15 protein-coding genes are annotated in these 18,475 nt (G+C 67.9%); 3 read left to right on the forward strand and 12 right to left on the reverse strand.

What is annotated here, in order from left to right; all coding sequences use genetic code 11:
• Positions 1-80 precede the first annotated feature (80 nt).
• Together BKA04_RS05470 and BKA04_RS05475 are read left to right on the forward strand one after the other, a co-directional pair.
• The gene (locus BKA04_RS05470; protein ID WP_104095499.1) at positions 81-533 is read left to right on the forward strand and encodes a GNAT family N-acetyltransferase; all 453 of its coding nucleotides are present in this window, start codon (positions 81-83) and stop codon (positions 531-533) included.
• The gene (locus BKA04_RS05475) at positions 530-838 is read left to right on the forward strand and encodes an MGMT family protein (RefSeq protein WP_104095500.1); all 309 of its coding nucleotides are present in this window, start codon (positions 530-532) and stop codon (positions 836-838) included. The genes BKA04_RS05470 and BKA04_RS05475 overlap by 4 nt, the downstream gene beginning before the upstream one ends.
• 13 nt (positions 839-851) lie before the next feature.
• Here the strand turns inward: BKA04_RS05475 and BKA04_RS05480 are convergent, their stop codons facing one another.
• Both BKA04_RS05480 and BKA04_RS05485 read right to left on the reverse strand, forming a co-directional pair.
• The gene (locus tag BKA04_RS05480) at positions 852-2,657 is read right to left on the reverse strand and encodes an ABC transporter ATP-binding protein (RefSeq protein WP_104095501.1); all 1,806 of its coding nucleotides are present in this window, start codon (positions 2,655-2,657) and stop codon (positions 852-854) included.
• Positions 2,654-4,465 carry an ABC transporter ATP-binding protein gene (locus tag BKA04_RS05485; RefSeq protein ID WP_232842060.1) on the reverse strand — a complete coding sequence of 604 codons (1,812 nt, stop codon included), beginning with the start codon at positions 4,463-4,465 and terminating at the stop codon, positions 2,654-2,656. Before BKA04_RS05485 ends, BKA04_RS05480 begins: the two co-directional genes overlap by 4 nt.
• Before the next feature lie 339 nt (positions 4,466-4,804).
• Between BKA04_RS05485 and BKA04_RS05490 the strand changes: the two genes are divergently transcribed.
• Positions 4,805-5,455 (forward strand): DedA family protein, encoded by a 651-nt coding sequence (locus BKA04_RS05490; protein WP_232841976.1) that lies wholly within the window; start codon positions 4,805-4,807, stop codon positions 5,453-5,455.
• Between the two features lie 15 nt (positions 5,456-5,470).
• Here the strand turns inward: BKA04_RS05490 and ddaH are convergent, their stop codons facing one another.
• The 10 genes from ddaH to BKA04_RS05540 form a co-directional block, all read right to left on the reverse strand.
• A complete protein-coding gene (gene ddaH, locus BKA04_RS12145; protein WP_104095503.1) occupies positions 5,471-6,700 on the reverse strand; it encodes a dimethylargininase in 1,230 nt (409 codons plus the stop codon).
• Between the two features lie 55 nt (positions 6,701-6,755).
• Complete coding sequence (purH, locus tag BKA04_RS05500) at positions 6,756-8,357, reverse strand: bifunctional phosphoribosylaminoimidazolecarboxamide formyltransferase/IMP cyclohydrolase (protein WP_104095504.1); 1,602 nt, start codon at positions 8,355-8,357, stop codon at positions 6,756-6,758.
• Positions 8,354-8,941 (reverse strand): phosphoribosylglycinamide formyltransferase, encoded by a 588-nt coding sequence (purN, locus tag BKA04_RS05505; protein WP_104095505.1) that lies wholly within the window; start codon positions 8,939-8,941, stop codon positions 8,354-8,356. The genes purH and purN overlap by 4 nt, the downstream gene beginning before the upstream one ends.
• Before the next feature lie 9 nt (positions 8,942-8,950).
• Entirely contained in the window at positions 8,951-10,171 is a 1,221-nt protein-coding gene (locus tag BKA04_RS05510; protein WP_104095506.1) for a cell division protein PerM, read from the reverse strand.
• 124 nt (positions 10,172-10,295) lie between these two features.
• On the reverse strand, positions 10,296-11,198 hold the full coding sequence (gene sucD / locus BKA04_RS05515) for a succinate--CoA ligase subunit alpha (RefSeq protein ID WP_104095507.1): 903 nt from the start codon (positions 11,196-11,198) through the stop codon (positions 10,296-10,298).
• Between the two features lie 10 nt (positions 11,199-11,208).
• Positions 11,209-12,372, reverse strand: coding sequence for an ADP-forming succinate--CoA ligase subunit beta (sucC, locus tag BKA04_RS05520; protein ID WP_104095508.1), 1,164 nt, complete (start codon positions 12,370-12,372; stop codon positions 11,209-11,211).
• Between the two features lie 46 nt (positions 12,373-12,418).
• Positions 12,419-13,339, reverse strand: coding sequence for an alpha/beta hydrolase fold domain-containing protein (locus tag BKA04_RS05525; protein ID WP_104095509.1), 921 nt, complete (start codon positions 13,337-13,339; stop codon positions 12,419-12,421).
• A gap of 44 nt (positions 13,340-13,383) precedes the next feature.
• Positions 13,384-14,805: an RNB domain-containing ribonuclease gene (locus BKA04_RS05530; protein ID WP_104095510.1), complete on the reverse strand. Its 1,422-nt coding sequence runs from the start codon at positions 14,803-14,805 to the stop codon at positions 13,384-13,386.
• 126 nt (positions 14,806-14,931) lie between these two features.
• On the reverse strand, positions 14,932-17,373 hold the full coding sequence (locus BKA04_RS05535; RefSeq protein ID WP_104095511.1) for an ATP-dependent helicase: 2,442 nt from the start codon (positions 17,371-17,373) through the stop codon (positions 14,932-14,934).
• A gap of 53 nt (positions 17,374-17,426) precedes the next feature.
• The gene (locus BKA04_RS05540; RefSeq protein WP_232841977.1) at positions 17,427-18,428 is read right to left on the reverse strand and encodes a glycerophosphodiester phosphodiesterase family protein; all 1,002 of its coding nucleotides are present in this window, start codon (positions 18,426-18,428) and stop codon (positions 17,427-17,429) included.
• Between the last annotated feature and the right edge of the window lie 47 nt (positions 18,429-18,475).

An 18,475-nucleotide genomic window follows, 5' to 3' on the forward strand; every position in this document is an offset into this window, starting at 1 on the left:
CAGCTTACAGGCACCGCGTAAGTATCTCGACATCGAGATATCTCTAGGTTTGCGTCGCTTCGTGTGGTTAGCCTGTCATCATGGCCAACCTGAGACTGGAAGAGTTGTCCGGGAGCAACGCGCTCGCCGCGAACAAGCTCACACTGCGGCGCGGGCAGGAACAATTCGTGATCCCGCCGACCTACGCGATCGCCGATGCCTACCTCGATGCGACGACGAGTTGGCCGCGCGTCGTCCTCAAGGATGACGTCGTAGTCGGGTTCATCCGGGGCAATTTCGACGAGGATGCCGCGGAGGAGGAGTTCCGCAGTTGCGTCTGGCGCGTCCACGTCGCCGCGAACCAGCAGGGGCAGGGTGTCGGCACGTTCGCCGTGCTCGCACTCGCCGAGGAGGCCCGCCTCCGCGGGTTCACGAGACTCTCCGCCTTGTGGGAGCCCGGCGACGACGGGCCGGAGGCCTTCTTCACGAACATGGGCTTCGCGGTCGAGCGGGAGACGCAGTACGGCGAGAAGTTCGGCGTCCTGGCGCTGTGACAGACCCGGGGGAGGACTTCGTCTCCCGGGTGCTGAGCGTCGTCGAGGCGATCCCGCCCGGACACGTCATGGCCTACGGAGACATCGCGGCGGCCGTCGGATCGCGTGCGCCGCGAGCAGTAGGCAAGGTCATGGCGTACTACGGCAGCGACGTCCCGTGGTGGCGTGTGATCCGTGCGAGCGGGCATCCGCCGCTGTGCCACGACGACGAGGCGCTGCCCCACTACGAAGCGGAGGGCACGCCGATCGTGCCCACGGCATCCGGCTACCGCATCGACCTGCGGGTGGCCCGCTACCGCCCGTGACGCGGCCGGCGGATCAGACGAGCGAGTCGCGCCAGGCGGCGTGCATCCTCGAGAACTTGCCGGTGCCCGAGATGAGCGCTGCGGGAGTTCCATCCTCGATGATGCGGCCGTGCTCCATCACCAGCACCCGGTCGGCGATCGCGACGGTCGACAGCCGGTGCGCGATGATGACCGCGGTCCGGTCCGCGAGCAGCGTCTGCAAGCCCTCCTGCACGAGCCGCTCGCTCGGGATGTCGAGCGAGGCGGTCGCTTCGTCCAGGATGAGCACGACGGGGTCGGCGATGAATGCTCGCGCGAAGGAGATGAGCTGCCGCTGGCCGGCGGATACCCGTCCTCCGCGCTTATTCACATCCGTGTCGTAGCCGTTCGGCAGCCCCTCGATGAACTCGTGGGCGCCGACCGCCCTGGCAGCTGCGATGACCTCCTCGCGCGTCGCCTCCGGTTTGCCGAGCGCGATGTTGTCGGCGACGGTGCCGGAGAAGAGGTACGCCTCCTGCGTGACCATGACGATCGCGCGGCGGAGGTCCTTCGGGTGCAGCTGGCGCAAGTCGACGCCGTCGAGCGTGACCGAGCCGGACGTCGGGTCGTAGAAGCGCGAGATCAGTTTCGCGAGCGTCGACTTGCCCGCCCCTGTCGACCCGACCAGGGCGATGGTCTGGCCCGCGGGAATGTCGAGGGTGAAGTGCGGCAGGACGACGCGTCCCTCCTTGTAGGAGAACTCGACATCGTCGAAGCGCACGGCGCCCTTCGCCTTCCACAGGTCGATCGGGCCGGTCGGATCCGGAACGCTCGGCTGCTCCTCGAGGACGCCGGAGATCTTCTCGAGCGCCGCAGCAGCGGACTGGTACGAGTTGTAGAACATCGCGATCTCCTGCGCGGGCGCGAAGAAGGATCGCGTGTACAGGAGCGTCGCCAGGAGCGCTCCGATGGCGAGGCTGCCACCCGCGACGCGAAGGCCGCCGACGAGCAGCACGACCGCGAGCGTCACGTTGCCGATGAGCACGAGCCCAGGGTCGAAGATCCCGAACAGGTTGATCGCCCGCTCGTTCGCGTAGCGGTAGTCCTCGACGAGTCCGCCGAACTCCTTCGCATTGCGCTTCTCCTTGCGGAACGCCTTCACGGCACGGATGCCGGTCATGGTCTCCACGAAGTGCACGATCACGCGAGCGGATGCCGTTCGGGTCTGCCGGAACACCTTCTGCGATGCGAGCTGGAACCAGCGCGTGAGGAACCACAGCGGGATGAGCGACCCGAACAGCACGAGCCCGCTGACCCAGTCAAGCCCGAACAGAGCGATCGCGATGAACGCCATGTAGAGGCCACCCTGCACGAGCTGGCTGATCCCGGAGTCGAGAAGCTCACGGATCGCGTCGAGGTCGCTCGTCTGGCGCGCGATGATGCGCCCGGAGGTGTAACTCTCGTGGAATTCGAGGCTCAGCCTCTGCGTGTGCAGGAACACGCGCTTGCGCAGTTCGATCAGGATGGCCTGGCTGATCCTCGCGGTGAGCACCGTGTACCACGCGATGAGCACCGCACCGATGATCCCGGTGAACAGGAACGCGCCGACGGCGACGCCGAGCGGCATCCAGTCCTGTTCGAGCATCGCCGGAAGTCCGTTGTCGATTCCGAACGCGATGAACGCAGGGCCGGCCACCTGGGCGGCCGTGCTGACGACCACGACGACGATCGTCAGGATGATGCGGCCCCACAGCGGCCGAACGAGCGATCCGAGGAGTGTGAGCGACCTGGCACGGATCTGCCTGCTCTCCTCCTTGGTGAAGTCGTGGCGCTCTTCGCCCTCTACTCCCGTGACGCTCATGATCCGACCTCTGTGCTGGGGCGGCTCACGCCGCTGGTGACGATGGGGATGGGTGTCGTCGGCGGCGACGGGGTGTATCCGGGCCCATCGCCTTCGTCTTCGAGGCTCGAGATCACGAACCGGTAGTGCTCGCTCGAGGCGAGCAGCTCCGAGTGGCGCCCGACGGCCGTGATCCTGCCCTTTTCGAGCAGCGCGACGCGGTCGGCGAGCATGACCGTCGACGGGCGATGGGCGACGATGAGCGCCGTCGTCGAGGCGAGCACCCTCCGCAGGGCGGCCTCGACGAGCGCCTCGGTGTCGACGTCGAGCGCGGAGAGCGGGTCATCGAGCACGAGCACGTCCGGCTTCGCGGCGACGGCGCGCGCGAGTGCGAGTCGTTGCCGCTGCCCACCGGAGAGGCTCATGCCCTCTTCACCGACCTTCGTGTCGAGACCCTCCGGCAATTCGCGGGCGAAGTCGGCCTGCGCGATGTCGAGCGCCTCGTCGAGTTCGGCGTCGCTCGACTCCGGACGGCCGAGCAGCACGTTGTCCCGCACGGATGCCGAGAACAGGGTCGCATCCTCGAACGCCATCGCGACGTGCGAGCGCAGCTCTTCGAGGCTGAGCTCCCGGATGTCGACCCCGTCGAGGGTGATCGACCCGCTCGTGACGTCGTAGAGCCTCGTCGCGAGCGCGGTGACGGTGGACTTGCCACTGCCGGTGAGGCCGACGAGCGCCATGGTCTCGCCGGGCTCGAGCTCGAGGTCGATGCCGTCCACGAGGTCCGGGAACCGTTCGGGCGAGTCCGCATAGCGGAAGTGAACGTCGTGGAAGACGAGGCGCCCCTTGGGCTTCTCGATCGTACGAGGCGACTCCGGGTCGACGATCGTGTTCTTCTCGTCCATGACCTCGAAGAACCGGTCGGCAGCGGTGCGCGTGTCGAACGTCATCGACAGGAGGAAACCGATCGACTCGACCGGGAAGCGAAGCACTGTCGCTGTCGCGAAGAACGCGACGAGTCCTCCAGGCGTGATCTGGCCGACGCTCGCCAACCAGACGCCGCCGCCGAGGCACAGTGCGAACGTGACATCCGGGACGAGGAGGAGCCACAACCAGATGCCGGCGATCGCCTTCGCCTTCTCGATCTCGGTGCCACGCAGAAGTTCCGCCTGCGACTCGAAGTTGCGCAGGGCGTGGGCTCCCCGACCGAACGCCTTGAGCACCCGGATGCCGTGGACCGATTCCTCGACCGTCGTGGCGAGGTCTCCTGCCTGGTCCTGGCTGCGCCGGGCGACGACCGAGTACTTGTTCTCGAAGAGGTACCCGTAGATGACGAGCGGGACGGAGCACACCAGGAAGATCACGCCGAGGATCCAGTTGATGCTCGCGAGCACCACGATGCCGACGACGATCGTGATGGTGTTCACGACGAACAACACGAGGCCGAAGGAGAACCAGCGGCGGATGAGGTTGAGGTCGCTGATGGCGCGCGACAGGAGCTGTCCACTCGGCCAGCGGTCGTGGAAGTTGACCGGAAGCTCCTGGAGCTGGTTGTACAGTCCGTTGCGCATGCGCGCCTCGATGTGGGTGCCGGGCTGCAGGACGAACCAGCGGCGGAACCAGATCATGATCGCCTCGATGACGCCGAGGATGAGCACGATGCCCACGGGCCACCAGATCTCGCTCGAGTCGCCATCCTTCAGCGGACCGTCGACGAGGGATCGCAGCACCTGCGGGATGGCGAGTGCGACGAGGGCCGCGAGCATGGCGGCACCCATGCCGAGGTAGATGCGCGGCATGGCGGGTTTTGCGAACGGGTACACGCGCATGATGGCGGCGAAGGTTCCCGGTCGCTTCTCGTGGACGTCAGAGGACAACAGTTTTCCTTGCATTGGTCAGGGGACGGCAATGCCGACACTAGTGAGGGGAGACCGTCTGGGCCTCCGCGATGCCGACGGCGGGGCGCCGCGTTCGCCCCACTCCGTCAGCGCAGCCTTCCAGAATATGCCATGGTCATCCGCGCCGCAAATGGCCATGGTCGGGGCGCCCGCTGCAGGCGGACGCGCCCGCTGTGGCAATCCCCCAAGCCATTGGTTAGGATTGCCTTACCTTCATGATCGGATTCCCGTGACCCGTATTGACCGCCAGACCGCCCGTGCGGTGCGACCATGATTCCCCTGGCGACCTCGAACCTCGGCGACGAGATGGGCGACCTCCTCTCGGCGGCCGGGCCGATCATCTTCTACGTCATCGTCTGGGGGCTCGTCTTCGCGGGCACGGCGATCTTCCTCGGGCTGTTCATCCCGTTCATCACCGGTGACTCCCTGCTGTTCGCCGCGGGGCTCATCACCGCATCCGCCGCGAGCCTCAACATCGTCATCCTCGCCGTCGGTGTGGGGATCGCCGCGTTCCTCGGGGACCAGGTCGGCTTCCTCCTCGGGCGCCACTACGGGCGCGGCTACCTCGATCGCCACGGCGGCAGGCGCACCCAGAAGGCGATCTTCGTCGCCGAGACCTTCTACCAGCGCTACGGATGGTGGTCGATCGTCGTCGCCCGCTTCGTCCCGTGGGGCAGGGTGTTCATCCCGGTCATCGCCGGGGTCGGCCGGATGAACTATTACCGGTTCGTGTCCAGCAACCTCGTCGGAGCGCTCGCCTGGGGAGTCGGGATCTCCCTCGTCGGCTACTTCACCGCTACGATCCCCGGAGTGAAGAGCGCCTCGTACGTCATCGCCGGTGTCGTCATCGCCCTGTCGATCATCGCCGGCATCCGCACCTGGCGCGCCACCCGGCACGAGCAGGCCGCCGCCGCAGAGTGAGTCGAGCGACTCGAACTACCGGATGCGCACCGACAGGCAGGTCACGCAGCCCTCGAGCTTCTCGAACTCGCTGATGTCGACGGTGACGACGCGATAGCCGAGTTCGGTGACGAGCTCGGCGCTCTTCGGCGCTGAGGCGGCCATGAGCACGGTGTCGTCGCTCAGCACCACGACGGCGACGCCCGTCTCCTCCGGCACTGCGAGGAATCGATCGAACATCCCGGGGTTGTCGACGAGCGGCGGGTATCCGAGGATCGTGCCGTCCGGGAGGGCGGTGACCCCGCTCTTGAGGTGCAGCACGCTCGCCACGGGAACCGCCACGACCGTGTAGCCCAGCGGGCCGACGATCGCGCGCAGCTGTCGGATGCCCTCGGCATTCGTCCTCCCGCCGCGTCCGACGTATGCGGTCTTGCCGACCTTGAGAACGTCTCCGCCGTCCAGGGTGCCCGGCAGTTCGATGCGGGCGATGTGGAGGCCGAGTTCCCGCACCGTGTCCTCGACGCCGGCGATCTCCGACCTGCGCGACTCGTGGCCCGGGCTCGTGATGACCGCCGTCTCCCCGAAGATGACCACGGCATCCTCGACGAAGACGGAGTCGGGGGCATCGGCCGCGACGGGCACCTCGATCGTGTCCCAGCCATTGTCGATGAGGGCGGCGACGTAGGCGTCCCACTGTTCATCCGCCTTCTCGGCGTCCACGACCGAGCGGGCGATGTGCGTCACCTGGCCCTCGGCGAGGTTCGCAGCCGGAAGTCGAACGAGGGCGACCCTCCGGTCGAGGGCGGGCGGGGCATCCAGCGTCGACTGGGTGATATAGGCCCACAGCCGGCGACCCACCGTGGCGGCGGCCAGGACGGCGGCGATCGCGAAGACCAGTTTCGGTCCGACGAGCGTGCCGAACAGGAACGCGATCGCGCTCCCGTCGATGGTCGCCCCACTGCCGAGGATCGTCGCGAGGCTGCCGAAGAGGCTCGAGAGGAGGGCGGCGACGATGGCCAGCGGCACGGCGACGTACCAGCGCCGCAGGCCGTCCAGTCCCGCCACGATCGCGATGATGAGGAAGAGGATGAGACTCGACGCCAGGAAGTAGCCGCTCAGCTGCTGCAGCGACGACGGATCCGCGCCGGACGCCGAGAAGAACACCAGCACGCTCGCGAGGTGCGCGATGACCGCGGATGCGAGGGAGGCCGTGACGGCGCCGGCGATGCGGCGGACCATGGCCAGCGGTCCGGTGGAAGAAGTCATGCTGCGAGACTATTGGATAAGCACGGTCCAGATACACACCTGCGTTCTCCGGCACTCAGTGGAAGAAGTGTCGCTCGCCCGTGAAGTACATCGTGACCCCTGCGTCGCGCGCCGCGGCGATGACCTCGTCGTCGCGCACAGAGCCGCCGGGCTGGACGACCGCGGTGACCCCGGCATCCAGCAACACCTGCAGGCCGTCGGCGAACGGGAAGAACGCATCGGATGCCGCGACGCTTCCGCGCGCGCGGTCGCCCGCCCGTTCGACCGCGAGCCTGCACGAGTCGACTCGGTTGACCTGGCCCATGCCCACGCCGACGGACGCTCCATCCCGTGCGAGGAGGATCGCGTTCGACTTCACCGCGCGCACTGCTCGCCAGGCGAACTCCAGGTCCGCGCTGGTCACGGCGTGCGCCGGTTCGCCCGACACGAGTCTCCACTCGTCGAAGGGCGCGAAGTGCGTGTCGGGAGTCTGGACGAGAAGGCCGCCGGACACCTGCCTCCACTCGAGGGTTTCGCGCGAGTAGTCCAGCGGGAGACGGAGCAGTCTCAGGTTCTTCTTCGCCGTGAGCACCTCGAGCGCATCCTCGGTGAAGTCCGGAGCGACGAGGACCTCCGTGAAGATGTCCTTGATCGATTCGGCCGCCGCGCGGTCGATCGTGCGGTTCGCCGCGATCACCCCGCCGAAGGCCGAGACCGGATCGCACTCGTGGGCGAGGCGATGGGCGGTGGCGATGTCCGGACCGACGGCGATGCCGCACGGGTTCGCATGCTTGATGATCGCGACGGCGGGCTCGGAGAAGTCGTGGGCGGCGCGCAGTGCTGCGTCGGCATCGACATAGTTGTTGTACGACATCTCCTTGCCGTGCAGCTGCTGCGCCTGCGCGATTCCGCGCCCGTCGGCCGCCGGGTACAGGATTGCGGACTGGTGTGAGTTCTCGCCGTAACGCAGTGCGGTACCGGCCTCGAACGCCAGGGTCAGGCCGCGATCATCGGCCTGGTTGCGCTCACGATCTGCGCGGATGCCGACGCTTGCGGTGAAATACTCTGCGACGGCGGTGTCGTAGGCGGCAGTGTGCGCGAACGCCTCACCGGCCAGTCGCTGCCGCTGGGCAAGGGTCGTTCCTCCGAGCGTCAGTGCCTTGATGACCTGCGCGTAGCTGGTCGGCGAGACGACGACCGCGACGTTCGCGTGGTTCTTCGCGGCGGAGCGCACCATGGCCGGGCCGCCGATGTCGATCTGCTCGATCACCGCATCCGGCCCTGCACCGCTCGCGACCGTCTCGACGAAGGGGTAGAGATTGACGACGACGAGTTGGAAGGCCGCGAAGCCGAGCGCGGCGAGTTCCGCCTCGTGGCCCGGCAGACGCAGATCGGCGAGGATCCCGGCGTGCACGGCAGGGTGGAGGGTCTTGACGCGCCCGTCGAGGGACTCGGGGAACCCCGTCACCTCGCTCACCTCGGTGACCGGATGCCCGGCTGCAGCGATCTGTCTGGCGGTCGACCCCGTCGAAACGATGTCGACGCCGGCGTTCGCGAGCGCGGCGGCGAGCTCGAGCAGCCCCGTCTTGTCGCTCACCGACACGAGCGCCCTTCGAATCGGGATGACGTCGCGTTCCGAGGCATCCCGGGAACCGGTGGGCGGTGTGGTCGCGCTCATGCGAACTCCTTCAGGTCGATGACTCCCCGGGCGATATCCAGTACTGCCTGCACGAGCAGCCGGCGTTCGACGAGCTTGATGCGGTCGTGAAGAGAGTCTTCGGTGTCGCCCGCGACGATCGGCACGCGCTCCTGGGCGATCACGGGGCCGCTGTCGACACCGTCGTCGACGACGATGATGCTCGCGCCCGTCAGTGCCGCCCCGGATGCCAGCGCGTCCCGTACGCCGTGAGCGCCGGGGAACTCTGGCAGGAACGCCGGATGCGTATTGATGAGCCGCGGGGACAGGGCCGCCACGACATCGGGAGGCAGGAGACGCATGAAGCCGCTCAGGATGACGAGCCCAGGGTTCCATTCCTCGATCTGTTCGAGGAGCGCCGCACCCCACGCCGCGCGATCGGGAAAGTTCGACCATGAGACAGCGAAGGTCGGGACGCCGAACGCCTCAGCGTGAGCGAGCCCCGCTGCGTCGCGATCGGTGCCGACGGCGACGATCCGCGCGGGGAAATCCGCACCAGCGGTCGCCTCGAGCAGTGCACGGAGATTCGAGCCGGCCCCGGAGATGAGGACGACGACCGAGAGCATGCACTCAGCCTATTTGCTGCGCGGAGGGCGCCCCACCATGAGTCCGATGATCGCGGGGACCGCGAACTCGAGCGCTGCCCACAGGCCGACCTGGAACGCATCCGGGCCGACATCGGCCAGCCGCCCAGGGCCGGCCGCCCCACCGGAGAACCAGGCAAGGAGCCCGAGCAGGATGCCGCCGGCGATGCCGACGCCGAGCCCCGTGAGTGCGAGCAGCGAAGCGCGCTCACCGACGACGCGCAGCACTGCCGGGCGCACGAAAACGCCGACAAGGAACCCGGCGACCACGGGCACGAGAAGTCCCAGGAATCCGAACGCGAAGTCACCCGTCGGTATGGCGCCGAAGATCGGAATCGCGGGCAATGGGCCGAGGCTCGTGCCGAGCGGGCCGACCGACGAGCCGGCCCCGATCGCGAACCCGGGGCCGACGAGCCACGCGGCGCACCAGACGACGAGGTTCGGGAGGAACGCGAATTCAGCGAGGGTCACGGCGATGCCGCCGAGCACCCCGGAGTGGATTCCCTCGTACAGCGCGATGATGCGCCCGTAGTCGACGAGGATCATGACCGCGAGGAGAAGTCCGGACACCATGAGGACCATGGCCACCGCGGCCACTCCCCCGCGCAGGGATTGGCCGACGACCGCGCGCACGGCATCCGGTCGCGACGCCCACCACTCGCGCACAGGCGATCGGCCCGGTACCCGACCGGGCATCCGGTCGAGACGCCGCCTCGCGATACCCACACCGATCAGGAGACCGACAGCGAAGACGAGTGTCGGAAGCAGCGCCCCCTGCCAGAGCGACGGCCGGGCGAAACGGTGCACGGCGCTCACCGTGGCGCCGACGGCGAGCCCGGCGAAGACGAGGATGGCGATGATCGTGCCGAGGCGCACATACGGAGTCTCAGCGATGCGCCTTCCCGCCCGCACCGCGAGCAGGGCGGTCAGCAGTGCGATGCCGAGGGCCGCGATCGATAGGACGAAGGGCGCGCCGGCGTCAGGGAAGCCCACGATGTGCGCGGTCACGGGGTCGAGGGTGAGGGTCACATCGGCACCGTGGCCGATGAGCCAGGTGTCGACCGAGGCGCGCCAGAAGACCGTCCAGTCGAGCTGGAGGCCGTACTGGAACGCCCACAGGAAGGTGAGAGGGACGAGAGGGATGCCGATACCGATGCCGACGACGAGCAGCGCCTCGAGCGCGGCGAAGAGGGCGGTGATCGGACGGTTCATACCCGTCGGAGCCTACCGCCGCATCCGCCGCTCACCCCGGTGCCACTCCCGACCGCGAAGGGTCGTTACTGTTCTTCGTGAGCGTCACGAAGGGCAACAACCGACCCCGCGCGAGGTGTGGACGCTACAGGGCGGCGAGGATGTCGCGCATGAGCTGGGCGGTCTCGGACGGCGTCTTGCCGACCTTGACGCCCGCAGCCTCGAGCGCTTCCTTCTTCGCCTGCGCCGTGCCGGCGGAGCCGGAGACGATCGCGCCGGCGTGACCCATGGTCTTGCCCTCCGGCGCGGTGAACCCTGCGACGTAGCCGACGACGGGCTTCGTGACGTTCGCCTTGATGAAGTCGGCCGCGCGCTCCTCGGCGTCGCCGCCGATCTCACCGATCATGACGATGGCCTTCGTCTCCGGGTCGGCCTCGAACGCGGCGAGCGCGTCGATGTGGGTCGTTCCGATGACGGGGTCGCCGCCGATTCCGATCGCCGTCGAGAAGCCGAGATCCCGCAGCTCGTACATCATCTGGTAGGTGAGGGTTCCCGACTTCGAGACGAGACCGATCGGACCCTTGTGGGTGATGTTCGCGGGTGTGATGCCGACGAGAGCCTCGTCGGGGGTGATGATGCCCGGGCAGTTCGGGCCGATGATGCGCGTCGCGCCGCCCTTCGCCTTGGCGTGCGCCCACGCCTCGGCCGAGTCCTGCACGGGGATGCCTTCGGTGATGACGACGAGCAGCGGGATGGCTGCGTCGATCGCCTCGATCATGGCGTCCTTGGCGTGCGCCGGCGGGACGAAGATGATCGAGACATCCGCCCCGGTCTTCTCCATGGCCTCGACGACGGTGCCGAACACCGGAAGTTCGACGGCATCCCCGGATGCCGTGGTGTGCGCGACGGTCGTGCCCGCCTTCCGCGCGTTCACACCCCCGACGACCTGCGTCCCGGCCTTGAGCATGAGCGCAGTGTGCTTGGTGCCCTCGCCGCCGGTGATGCCCTGGACGATGACCTTCGAGTCCCTGGTGAGGAAGATTGACATGTCCCGATCCTTACTTCGAAGCCAGCTGGGAGGCCTTGTCGGCCCCCTCGTCCATGGTGTCGGCGAGCGTGACGAGCGGATGCGCGGCCTCGTTCAGGATGCGCCGTCCCTCCTCGACCTTGTTGCCGTCGAGCCGCACGACGAGCGGCTTGTTCGCGCCGTCCCCGAGCTTCGCGAGCGCACCGACGATGCCGTTCGCGACCGCATCGCACGCCGTGATCCCGCCGAAGACGTTCACGAACACGCTCTTGACCTGCGCGTCGCCGAGAATGACGTCGAGCCCTGCGGCCATGACCTCTGCGCTCGCCCCACCGCCGATGTCGAGGAAGTTGGCCGGCTTCACGCCGCCGTACTTCTCGCCTGCGTATGCGACGACATCCAGCGTGCTCATGACGAGTCCCGCTCCGTTGCCGATGACGCCGACCTCGCCGTCGAGCTTCACGTAGTTGAGGTCAGCCGCCTTCGCCTTGGCCTCGAGCGGGTCGGTGGATGCCGCATCCTCGAGCGCGGCGTGGCCCGGATGGCGGAAGTCCGCATTGCCGTCGAGTGTGACCTTGCCGTCGAGGGCCAGAATGTCGCCCTCGGCCGTGAGCACGAGCGGGTTGACCTCGACAAGAGTGGCATCCTCGCCCGTGTAGACCTCATAGAGCTTGACGATGACGGGCGCGACCTTCGCGATGAGCTCTTCGGGGAAGTGACCTGCACGCGCGATCTCGGCCGCCTTCTCCTCGTCGATCCCGGTCGCGGGGTCCACTTCGACGCGGGCGAGGGCATCCGGGCGCTCGACCGCGAGCACCTCGATCTCCATGCCGCCCTCGACGCTGCAGAGGGAGAGGTAGGAGCGGTTGGCCCGGTCCAGCAGTACGGAGAAGTAGAACTCGCGCTCGATGCTCGCGCCGGCCGCGACCATCACCCTGCGGACGACGTGGCCCTTGATGTCGAGGCCGAGGATCTGCTCTGCCGCGGCGAATGCCTCATCCGGACTGTGCACGACCTTGACGCCGCCCGCCTTGCCGCGACCGCCCACCTTGACCTGCGCCTTGACGACGACGGTGCCGCCGAGCTTCTCTGCGGCCGCGCGGGCCTCCTCGGGGGTGTCCGCGACGATGCCGGCAAGTACCGGCACTCCGTAGGATTCGAAGAGATCCCTGGCCTGGTACTCGAATAGATCCACGCTGCATTTCCAATCGCGTTGCTGAGCAAAACTGCCACAGAAGATCCTACCCGCTTGCGCTGGCACCGACTTTCAGGCCAAGGGATGCGAGGAAGTCGTCCACCGTGTGGGTGAGGGGGATCGGCTTTCCCAGTTCGGAGCTGATCTTGCCGTGACTCATGGCAACCGGAAACACCTGAATGCCCACATCGCTGCCTGCGGCCGCCTGCTTCCGCACGGCATTCTCGAAGCCTTGCGCCTGCGGACAGGCATCCGCCCGCGCGCTGCCGCAGACGAGAAGCATGGGCGCTGGAACGCCGCTCAGGCGAAGCGTCGGTGAGGAGTCCTTCCACAGCTGCTCGTCATTGCCGAAGACCGGATCGTAGAGGGCAAAGTGCGGCTTCTCCATGATCGAGACGATGTCGAAACCCGCGCCGTCGAGGGAGACGGTGCCACGCCATGCGCCGGCTCCCGCGTTCGCCGCAAAGCTCGGGTCGGCCGCGACGAGGGATACCAGATTCCCGCCGGCAGAGTGGCCCATGAGGACCACGTCCTCGCCGGATCCTCCCCATTCTGCAGCGTGCTTCTGCACGAAGGCGAGCGCAGCAGCCACATCGCCGGCTTCGTCGACGGGAGTCACCGCTGGCGAGAGTCGATAGTTCATCGAGACGAACACGAAACCCATCGGCAGGTAGTGCGCGACCTTGTTGTCGACGACACCGGCGGCCGCCTTGTCGCCCCGAACCCAGCTGCCGCCGTGGACCATGAGAATGACGGGCGCGCCGCTGACGCCCCCTGGCGCATACACGTCCAACACCTGAAGCGGATCGGAGCCGTAGGCGACATCGCGGTGGATCTCAGTGGCGGCAGGCAACCACGCACCTGAAACGACCGCATCTCCGCTGGCGGATGTGGTGGTGACGGGTGCGCACCCGGCAAGGACGAGCGCCGTCACGGCGACCGCCGCGGTCACGATCATTCTTCGCATGGAAGAACGCTACCGAGTCCGCGGCGGTTCTCCCTATGGCGCACCTATGACTTCTTCGCGGTGAAGCGAACCGTCCCCGTCGCGATGTCCGCCGTGACGAGCCGTGCGGTGATGACCGCTCCAGCTTCGAGGTCGCCGTCGCAGGATGCCGTCACCGCCGGGTCGACGAGCTGGATCTGGGCCGTGCCGTTCGAGGCGGCGATGACCGTCGCGTCGAACTCCTCGCCGACGCGCGAGCTCAGCACTGCAGCCTCCACGGCGCTCACCGCCGCGTGGTCCGCCCGGCCGGCCACGGCATCCGACGCCGCCATGATCGGGGGGAGCTCTGGGAGGGCGGTGCGCGCCCAGGCGGGGATGCTGCGCCCGTTCGCGAGCGCATCGCAGACGACGAGTACGAAGCGATCCACGAGCCTGCGCAGCGGCGCGGTCGTATGCGCGTACGGGGCGCCGACGGCCGACTGGACCGAGTTCTCGGGCACGTCACCCTCGAATACGGTGTAACCGGCGCCTCGGAAGAGGGACGCGGCCGCATGCATGATGGCGAGCTGCCTCGGGTCATCGGGGTCGAGCGTGCGGAGGTATTCGCCATACTCGACGGTGGCCGGCCACGGCGTTCCGAGTGCTGCCGCACGCCTCCGGAACCAGGAGATCGACTCTTCGCTCGGCGGCGGCATGGTGCGCAGGATGCCCACCCTCCCCTCGATCATGATGCGCGCGGCCGCCATGCCGGTGAGGACGGAGATCTGGGCGTTCCAGTCCTCCGCGGGAAGCGGATGCCGACGGATGAGCTCATAGCGACCGCCGACGTCGCGAACCTCCTGCTCCGGCCTCCCGAGGCTCGCGCCGCCGCGGTCGCGTTCCCGCTGGATGAGCACGAGCCCGATCTCCTTGAGCAGCGCGAGCGACTCGGGAGCGGTGCCGGCGTCGATCGACGACTGCACCGTCTCGTAGTCGAGGCGTTCCGTGCTCCGAATGCGGGCGCGGCCGAGGCTGATGGCCGTCTGTCGCCCTTCACGGTCGAGTTCGAAGGTCCAGACGTATGCACCGCGCACCTGGCCGGGCAACAGTGACGCCGCCTCCTCGCTGATGACGAGCGGATGCAGCGGAATCCGGCCATCCGGGAGGTACAGGGTCTGCCCCCTCGAGCGCGCCTCCGCGTCGATCGCCCCGCCCGGCCTCACGAACGCGGGCACGTCGGCGATCGCATAGCGCACTCGATAGCCGTCATCCGTGCGCTCCAGATGCATCGCCTGGTCGAGGTCGAGGGAGCCGGCCGGGTCGATCGTGAAGAACGGCACGTCGAGCAGGTCGGCGTCGGGGAGGGTCGCGTCCGCCGCAGCGGTCCTGGCCTCGGCCTCCACCTCTGCGGGGAACGCGGCCGTCACATCGAGCTCGGCCCGCAGGGCGGCGAGGGCTGCTGCGAGCTCGCCATCGGCGTCGCCGAGCCGCACGGTGGTGAGGGGCATCAGAGCTTCTCGATCGGCACGGTCGCGAACAGCGAACGTGCATCAGGTGGGTTCGAGAAGCTCATGCGAGCTTCTCGATCGGCACGGTCGCGAACAGCGAACGTGCATCAGGTGGGTTCGAGAAGCTCATGCGAGCTTCTCGATCGGTGAGATCTTGATGAGGAGGCGCTTCCGCCCGGCCGTCTCGAACTGCACTTCGGCGACCGCTTTCGGCCCCGTCCCCGTCACCGCCGTCACCTTGCCGTCGCCGAAGTCGACGTGCCGGATGCGGTCGCCCGCCGCGAGCGTGAGATCGCCGTTGTCGCGCACCGTGCTCGTCACCCGACTCGTCCACTCGGTCTTGGGGCGCTCGGCAGCCCTGGCCGCCGCGCGAGCCCTCGCAGTCGCACCTGGACCGCCGGACTCGATCGCGTATCCGCCAGGCCCTCCGAGTGAGCTGCCCGCAAGGGAGTTCTCGGCCCCGAACCCTCCGCGCCGGGCATTGAGGGCCCTCGGCTCGGTGCCGCCGCGCGAGTTGGCCATTCCCGGCGACTGTCGCCAGTCGATGAGCTCGGTCGGGATCTCCTGCAGGTATCGGCTGGGCATCGCGACCGTGACGTCGCCGAACTGGGCGCGCGTCATCGCGAGCGAGAGGTACAGCCGCCGCCGGGCACGCGTGATGCCGACATAGAACAGCCGGCGTTCCTCGGCCGGGCCGCCCGGCTCGCCCGCCGACATCTGGTGGGGCAGCAGCCCCTCCTCCACGCCGGTCAGGAAGACGGCCTCGAACTCGAGCCCCTTCGCCGTGTGGAGCGTCATGAGCGAGACCGTACCGCTCGAGTCGTCGAGCTCATCCGCCGCCGCCACGAGCGAGACCTCGGTGAGGAAGTCGAGCAGGGTGCCGGTCGGATTGTTCCGGCGGAACTCGCGCGTGACCGCGAGGAGCTCCTCGACGTTCTCGGCCCGCGCCTCATCTTGCGGGTCTCGGCTCGCCCGCAGCGCCTCGATGAAGCCGGTGCGCTCGAGGAGGGCGGCCAGGATGTCCGCAGGAGCCGCCGTGTCTGCCGTCGCCCCCACCTCGTCCAGGATCGTCGCGAGCCCCTCGATCGCCGCCGTGACCTTGGGTCCGAGCCCGAGTTGGTCCGACTCGCGCAGGGCATCGCGCAGCGTGCGCCCGTCCTTGTCCGCGTGATTCTGCAGCGCGGCTTCGGTGGCCGGCCCGATCCCGCGCTTCGGCACGTTCATGATGCGGCGCAGGGCGAGCGGGTCTGCGGGGTTCGCGACGGCGATGAGGTAGGCCATCGCATCCTTGATCTCGGCACGCTCGTAGAACTTCGTGCCGCCGATCACGCGGTAGGGCAGCGCAGAGCGGATGAAGACGTCCTCGAGCGCCCGCGTCTGCGCGTTCGTGCGGTAGAAGACCGCCACGTCGCGGTAGTCCATGCCCGCCTCGCGGAGCTCCACGATCTCGTCGGCGATGAACTGCGCCTCGTCGTGCTGACTGTAACCGGTGAAGCCGACGATCTTCTCGCCGTCGCCGATCGTCGTGAAGAGCTTCTTGTCCTTGCGATCGAAGTTGTTCGCGATGACCGAGTTCGCCGCGCTCAGGATGTTCTGCGTCGAACGGTAGTTCTGCTCGAGCAGGATGACCTTCGAGTTCGGGAAGTCGCGCTCGAACTCGACGATGTTCCGGATGTCCGCCCCGCGGAACGCGTAGATCGACTGGTCCGAGTCACCCACGACGGTCAGCGATGCGGGCGGAAGAGGGCGATCGTATTCCTTCAACGGCATGCCGTCGAATCCGACAGCGCCCTTGAGATGCTCGGGCTTCGGCGCGCGGGTGAGCTCGCGGATGAGCGAATACTGCGCGTGGTTCGTGTCCTGGTACTCGTCGACGAGGATGTGCCGGAACCTCCGCTGGTACAGCGCTGCCACCTTCGGGAACGCCCGGAACAGGTACACGGTCTGCGCGATGAGGTCGTCGAAGTCGAACGCGTTCGCCCGGGTGAGCTCGCTCGAGTACCGGCGGAACATCTCCACGAAGACGGCTTCCGCCGGGTCGGCGAAGTTCGCGTTGCGGGAGTAGCTCTCGACCTCCTGCAGTTCGTTCTTGGCCTTCGAGATGCGCCCGGCCACCTTGCTCACGGTGAACCCGAACGTGTCGGCGTCGAGGTCCTTGATGATGCGCTTGATGAGGGCTCGCGAGTCCGCGGAGTCGTAGATCGTGAAGCTCTTCGTGTAGCCGAAGGTCTCGGCCTCGCGGCGCAGGATGCGCACACAGGCCGAGTGGAACGTCGAGATCCACATGCCCTCCGCTGCCTGCCCGATGAGCGTCTCGACGCGCTCGCGCATCTCGGCAGCCGCCTTGTTCGTGAACGTAATCGCGAGGATCTGGCTCGGCCAGGCATCCTTCGTCTCGATGAGGTGTGCGATGCGGCGGGTGAGCACGCTCGTCTTGCCCGAGCCGGCGCCCGCGACGATGAGCAGCGCCTCACCACGATGGACGACGGCCTCGCGCTGCTGCGGGTTGAGCCCCTCGAGCAGCCGCGACTCGAGGGCGGGATCCGGCAGCTCGGGGATGAACGTCATGACCCGTCAATTCTAGGCGCGGGCGCCGACGGGGCCATGCCGGGCCGCCGGAGTCAGAGCGCCGCGCGCGCCTCGATCGCGAGATCCGCCTGGTCGGAGAACACGCCGTCGAGGCCCGTGCGCATGAGCAACTGGAACTCGCCGAGCCAGTCGCCGTAGTCGCGCGCGTTCACCCCGCGCCGGAGGTTCTTCGCGAGGAACTGGTTCTCTGCGCGCAGCGTCCAGCAGTACACGTCGAGGCCCGCGGCGTGCGCGCGCTGCACGAGGTCGGTCGTACCCGTCGCATTGCCGGCCTTGTCGAGCTCCAGCAGCATCCGCTTGTCGACGCTGATGCCCTGGAGCCCGGATGCCGCCAGCGCCACGAGCCCGCCATCGGTGAGGTACGCGGAGAACGGTTGTGCTGCGGACCCGTGCGCGGCCACCTGGTCGGCTGGAGCCCCCGCGGCTTCGAGCAGGAACACGTACTTCGCCTGCACGCCGCGATTGCGAATCCGCCCGAGCACCGTGGTCTCGAAGCACTCGACGGTGAGCCTGGGGTCGCTGCTCCATCCGGCGGAGCTCAGTTCGGCGGCGAACAACTCGTCCAGCGGAAGGCCGATGGATTCGAAATAGGTCGCATGCTTGATCTCCGCGACCATCCCCGCTCCGCCGCGGTCGTCGAGCAGGTCGAGCAGGTCGGTGAGGCGGAGGATCCCCTCTTCCCCGTCGAATGCACGGCTCCGCAGTTTCGGCAGCCTCTCGCGCACGCGCAGGGTCCTCAGTTCCTGCCAGGTGAAGTCCTCGGTGAACCAGCCGGTGAGTTTCTGTCCGTCGATGACCTTCGACGTCCTGCGGTCCGCGAATTCCGGATGCGCCGCCACATCCGTCGTGCCGGAGATCTCGTTCTCGTGGCGAAGCACGAGGATGCCGTCCTTCGTCGCGACGATGTCGGGCTCGACGGCATCCGCCCCGAGGTCGAGCGCGAGGTCATACGCGGCCAGGCTGTGCTCCGGCCGGTATCCGCTCGCTCCACGGTGCGCGATGACCAGGGGTCTCGCACTCGCGGAGTTTTTCACAGTGCAACGGTACGCGATGCCCGCTGTTGATAACCTGCTGGATATGG

This window comes from Terrimesophilobacter mesophilus (assembly GCF_014200375.1).
Taxonomy (GTDB): Bacteria; Actinomycetota; Actinomycetes; order Actinomycetales; family Microbacteriaceae; genus Terrimesophilobacter; species Terrimesophilobacter mesophilus.

Excerpts from the sequence above, each read along its gene's own strand:
- BKA04_RS05470 (WP_104095499.1), top strand. The coding sequence starts at position 81 with ATGGCCAACCTGAGACTGGAAGAGTTGTCCGGGAGCAACGCGCTCGCC.
- BKA04_RS05480 (WP_104095501.1), bottom strand. The coding sequence starts at position 2,657 with ATGAGCGTCACGGGAGTAGAGGGCGAAGAGCGCCACGACTTCACCAAG.
- BKA04_RS05485 (WP_232842060.1), bottom strand. The coding sequence starts at position 4,465 with ATGCGCGTGTACCCGTTCGCAAAACCCGCCATGCCGCGCATCTACCTC.
- BKA04_RS05490 (WP_232841976.1), top strand. The coding sequence starts at position 4,805 with ATGATTCCCCTGGCGACCTCGAACCTCGGCGACGAGATGGGCGACCTC.
- ddaH (WP_104095503.1), bottom strand. The coding sequence starts at position 6,700 with ATGACTTCTTCCACCGGACCGCTGGCCATGGTCCGCCGCATCGCCGGC.
- purH (WP_104095504.1), bottom strand. The coding sequence starts at position 8,357 with ATGAGCGCGACCACACCGCCCACCGGTTCCCGGGATGCCTCGGAACGC.
- purN (WP_104095505.1), bottom strand. The coding sequence starts at position 8,941 with ATGCTCTCGGTCGTCGTCCTCATCTCCGGGGCCGGCTCGAATCTCCGT.
- BKA04_RS05510 (WP_104095506.1), bottom strand. The coding sequence starts at position 10,171 with ATGAACCGTCCGATCACCGCCCTCTTCGCCGCGCTCGAGGCGCTGCTC.
- sucD (WP_104095507.1), bottom strand. The coding sequence starts at position 11,198 with ATGTCAATCTTCCTCACCAGGGACTCGAAGGTCATCGTCCAGGGCATC.
- BKA04_RS05525 (WP_104095509.1), bottom strand. The coding sequence starts at position 13,339 with ATGCGAAGAATGATCGTGACCGCGGCGGTCGCCGTGACGGCGCTCGTC.
- BKA04_RS05530 (WP_104095510.1), bottom strand. The coding sequence starts at position 14,805 with ATGCCCCTCACCACCGTGCGGCTCGGCGACGCCGATGGCGAGCTCGCA.
- BKA04_RS05535 (WP_104095511.1), bottom strand. The coding sequence starts at position 17,373 with ATGACGTTCATCCCCGAGCTGCCGGATCCCGCCCTCGAGTCGCGGCTG.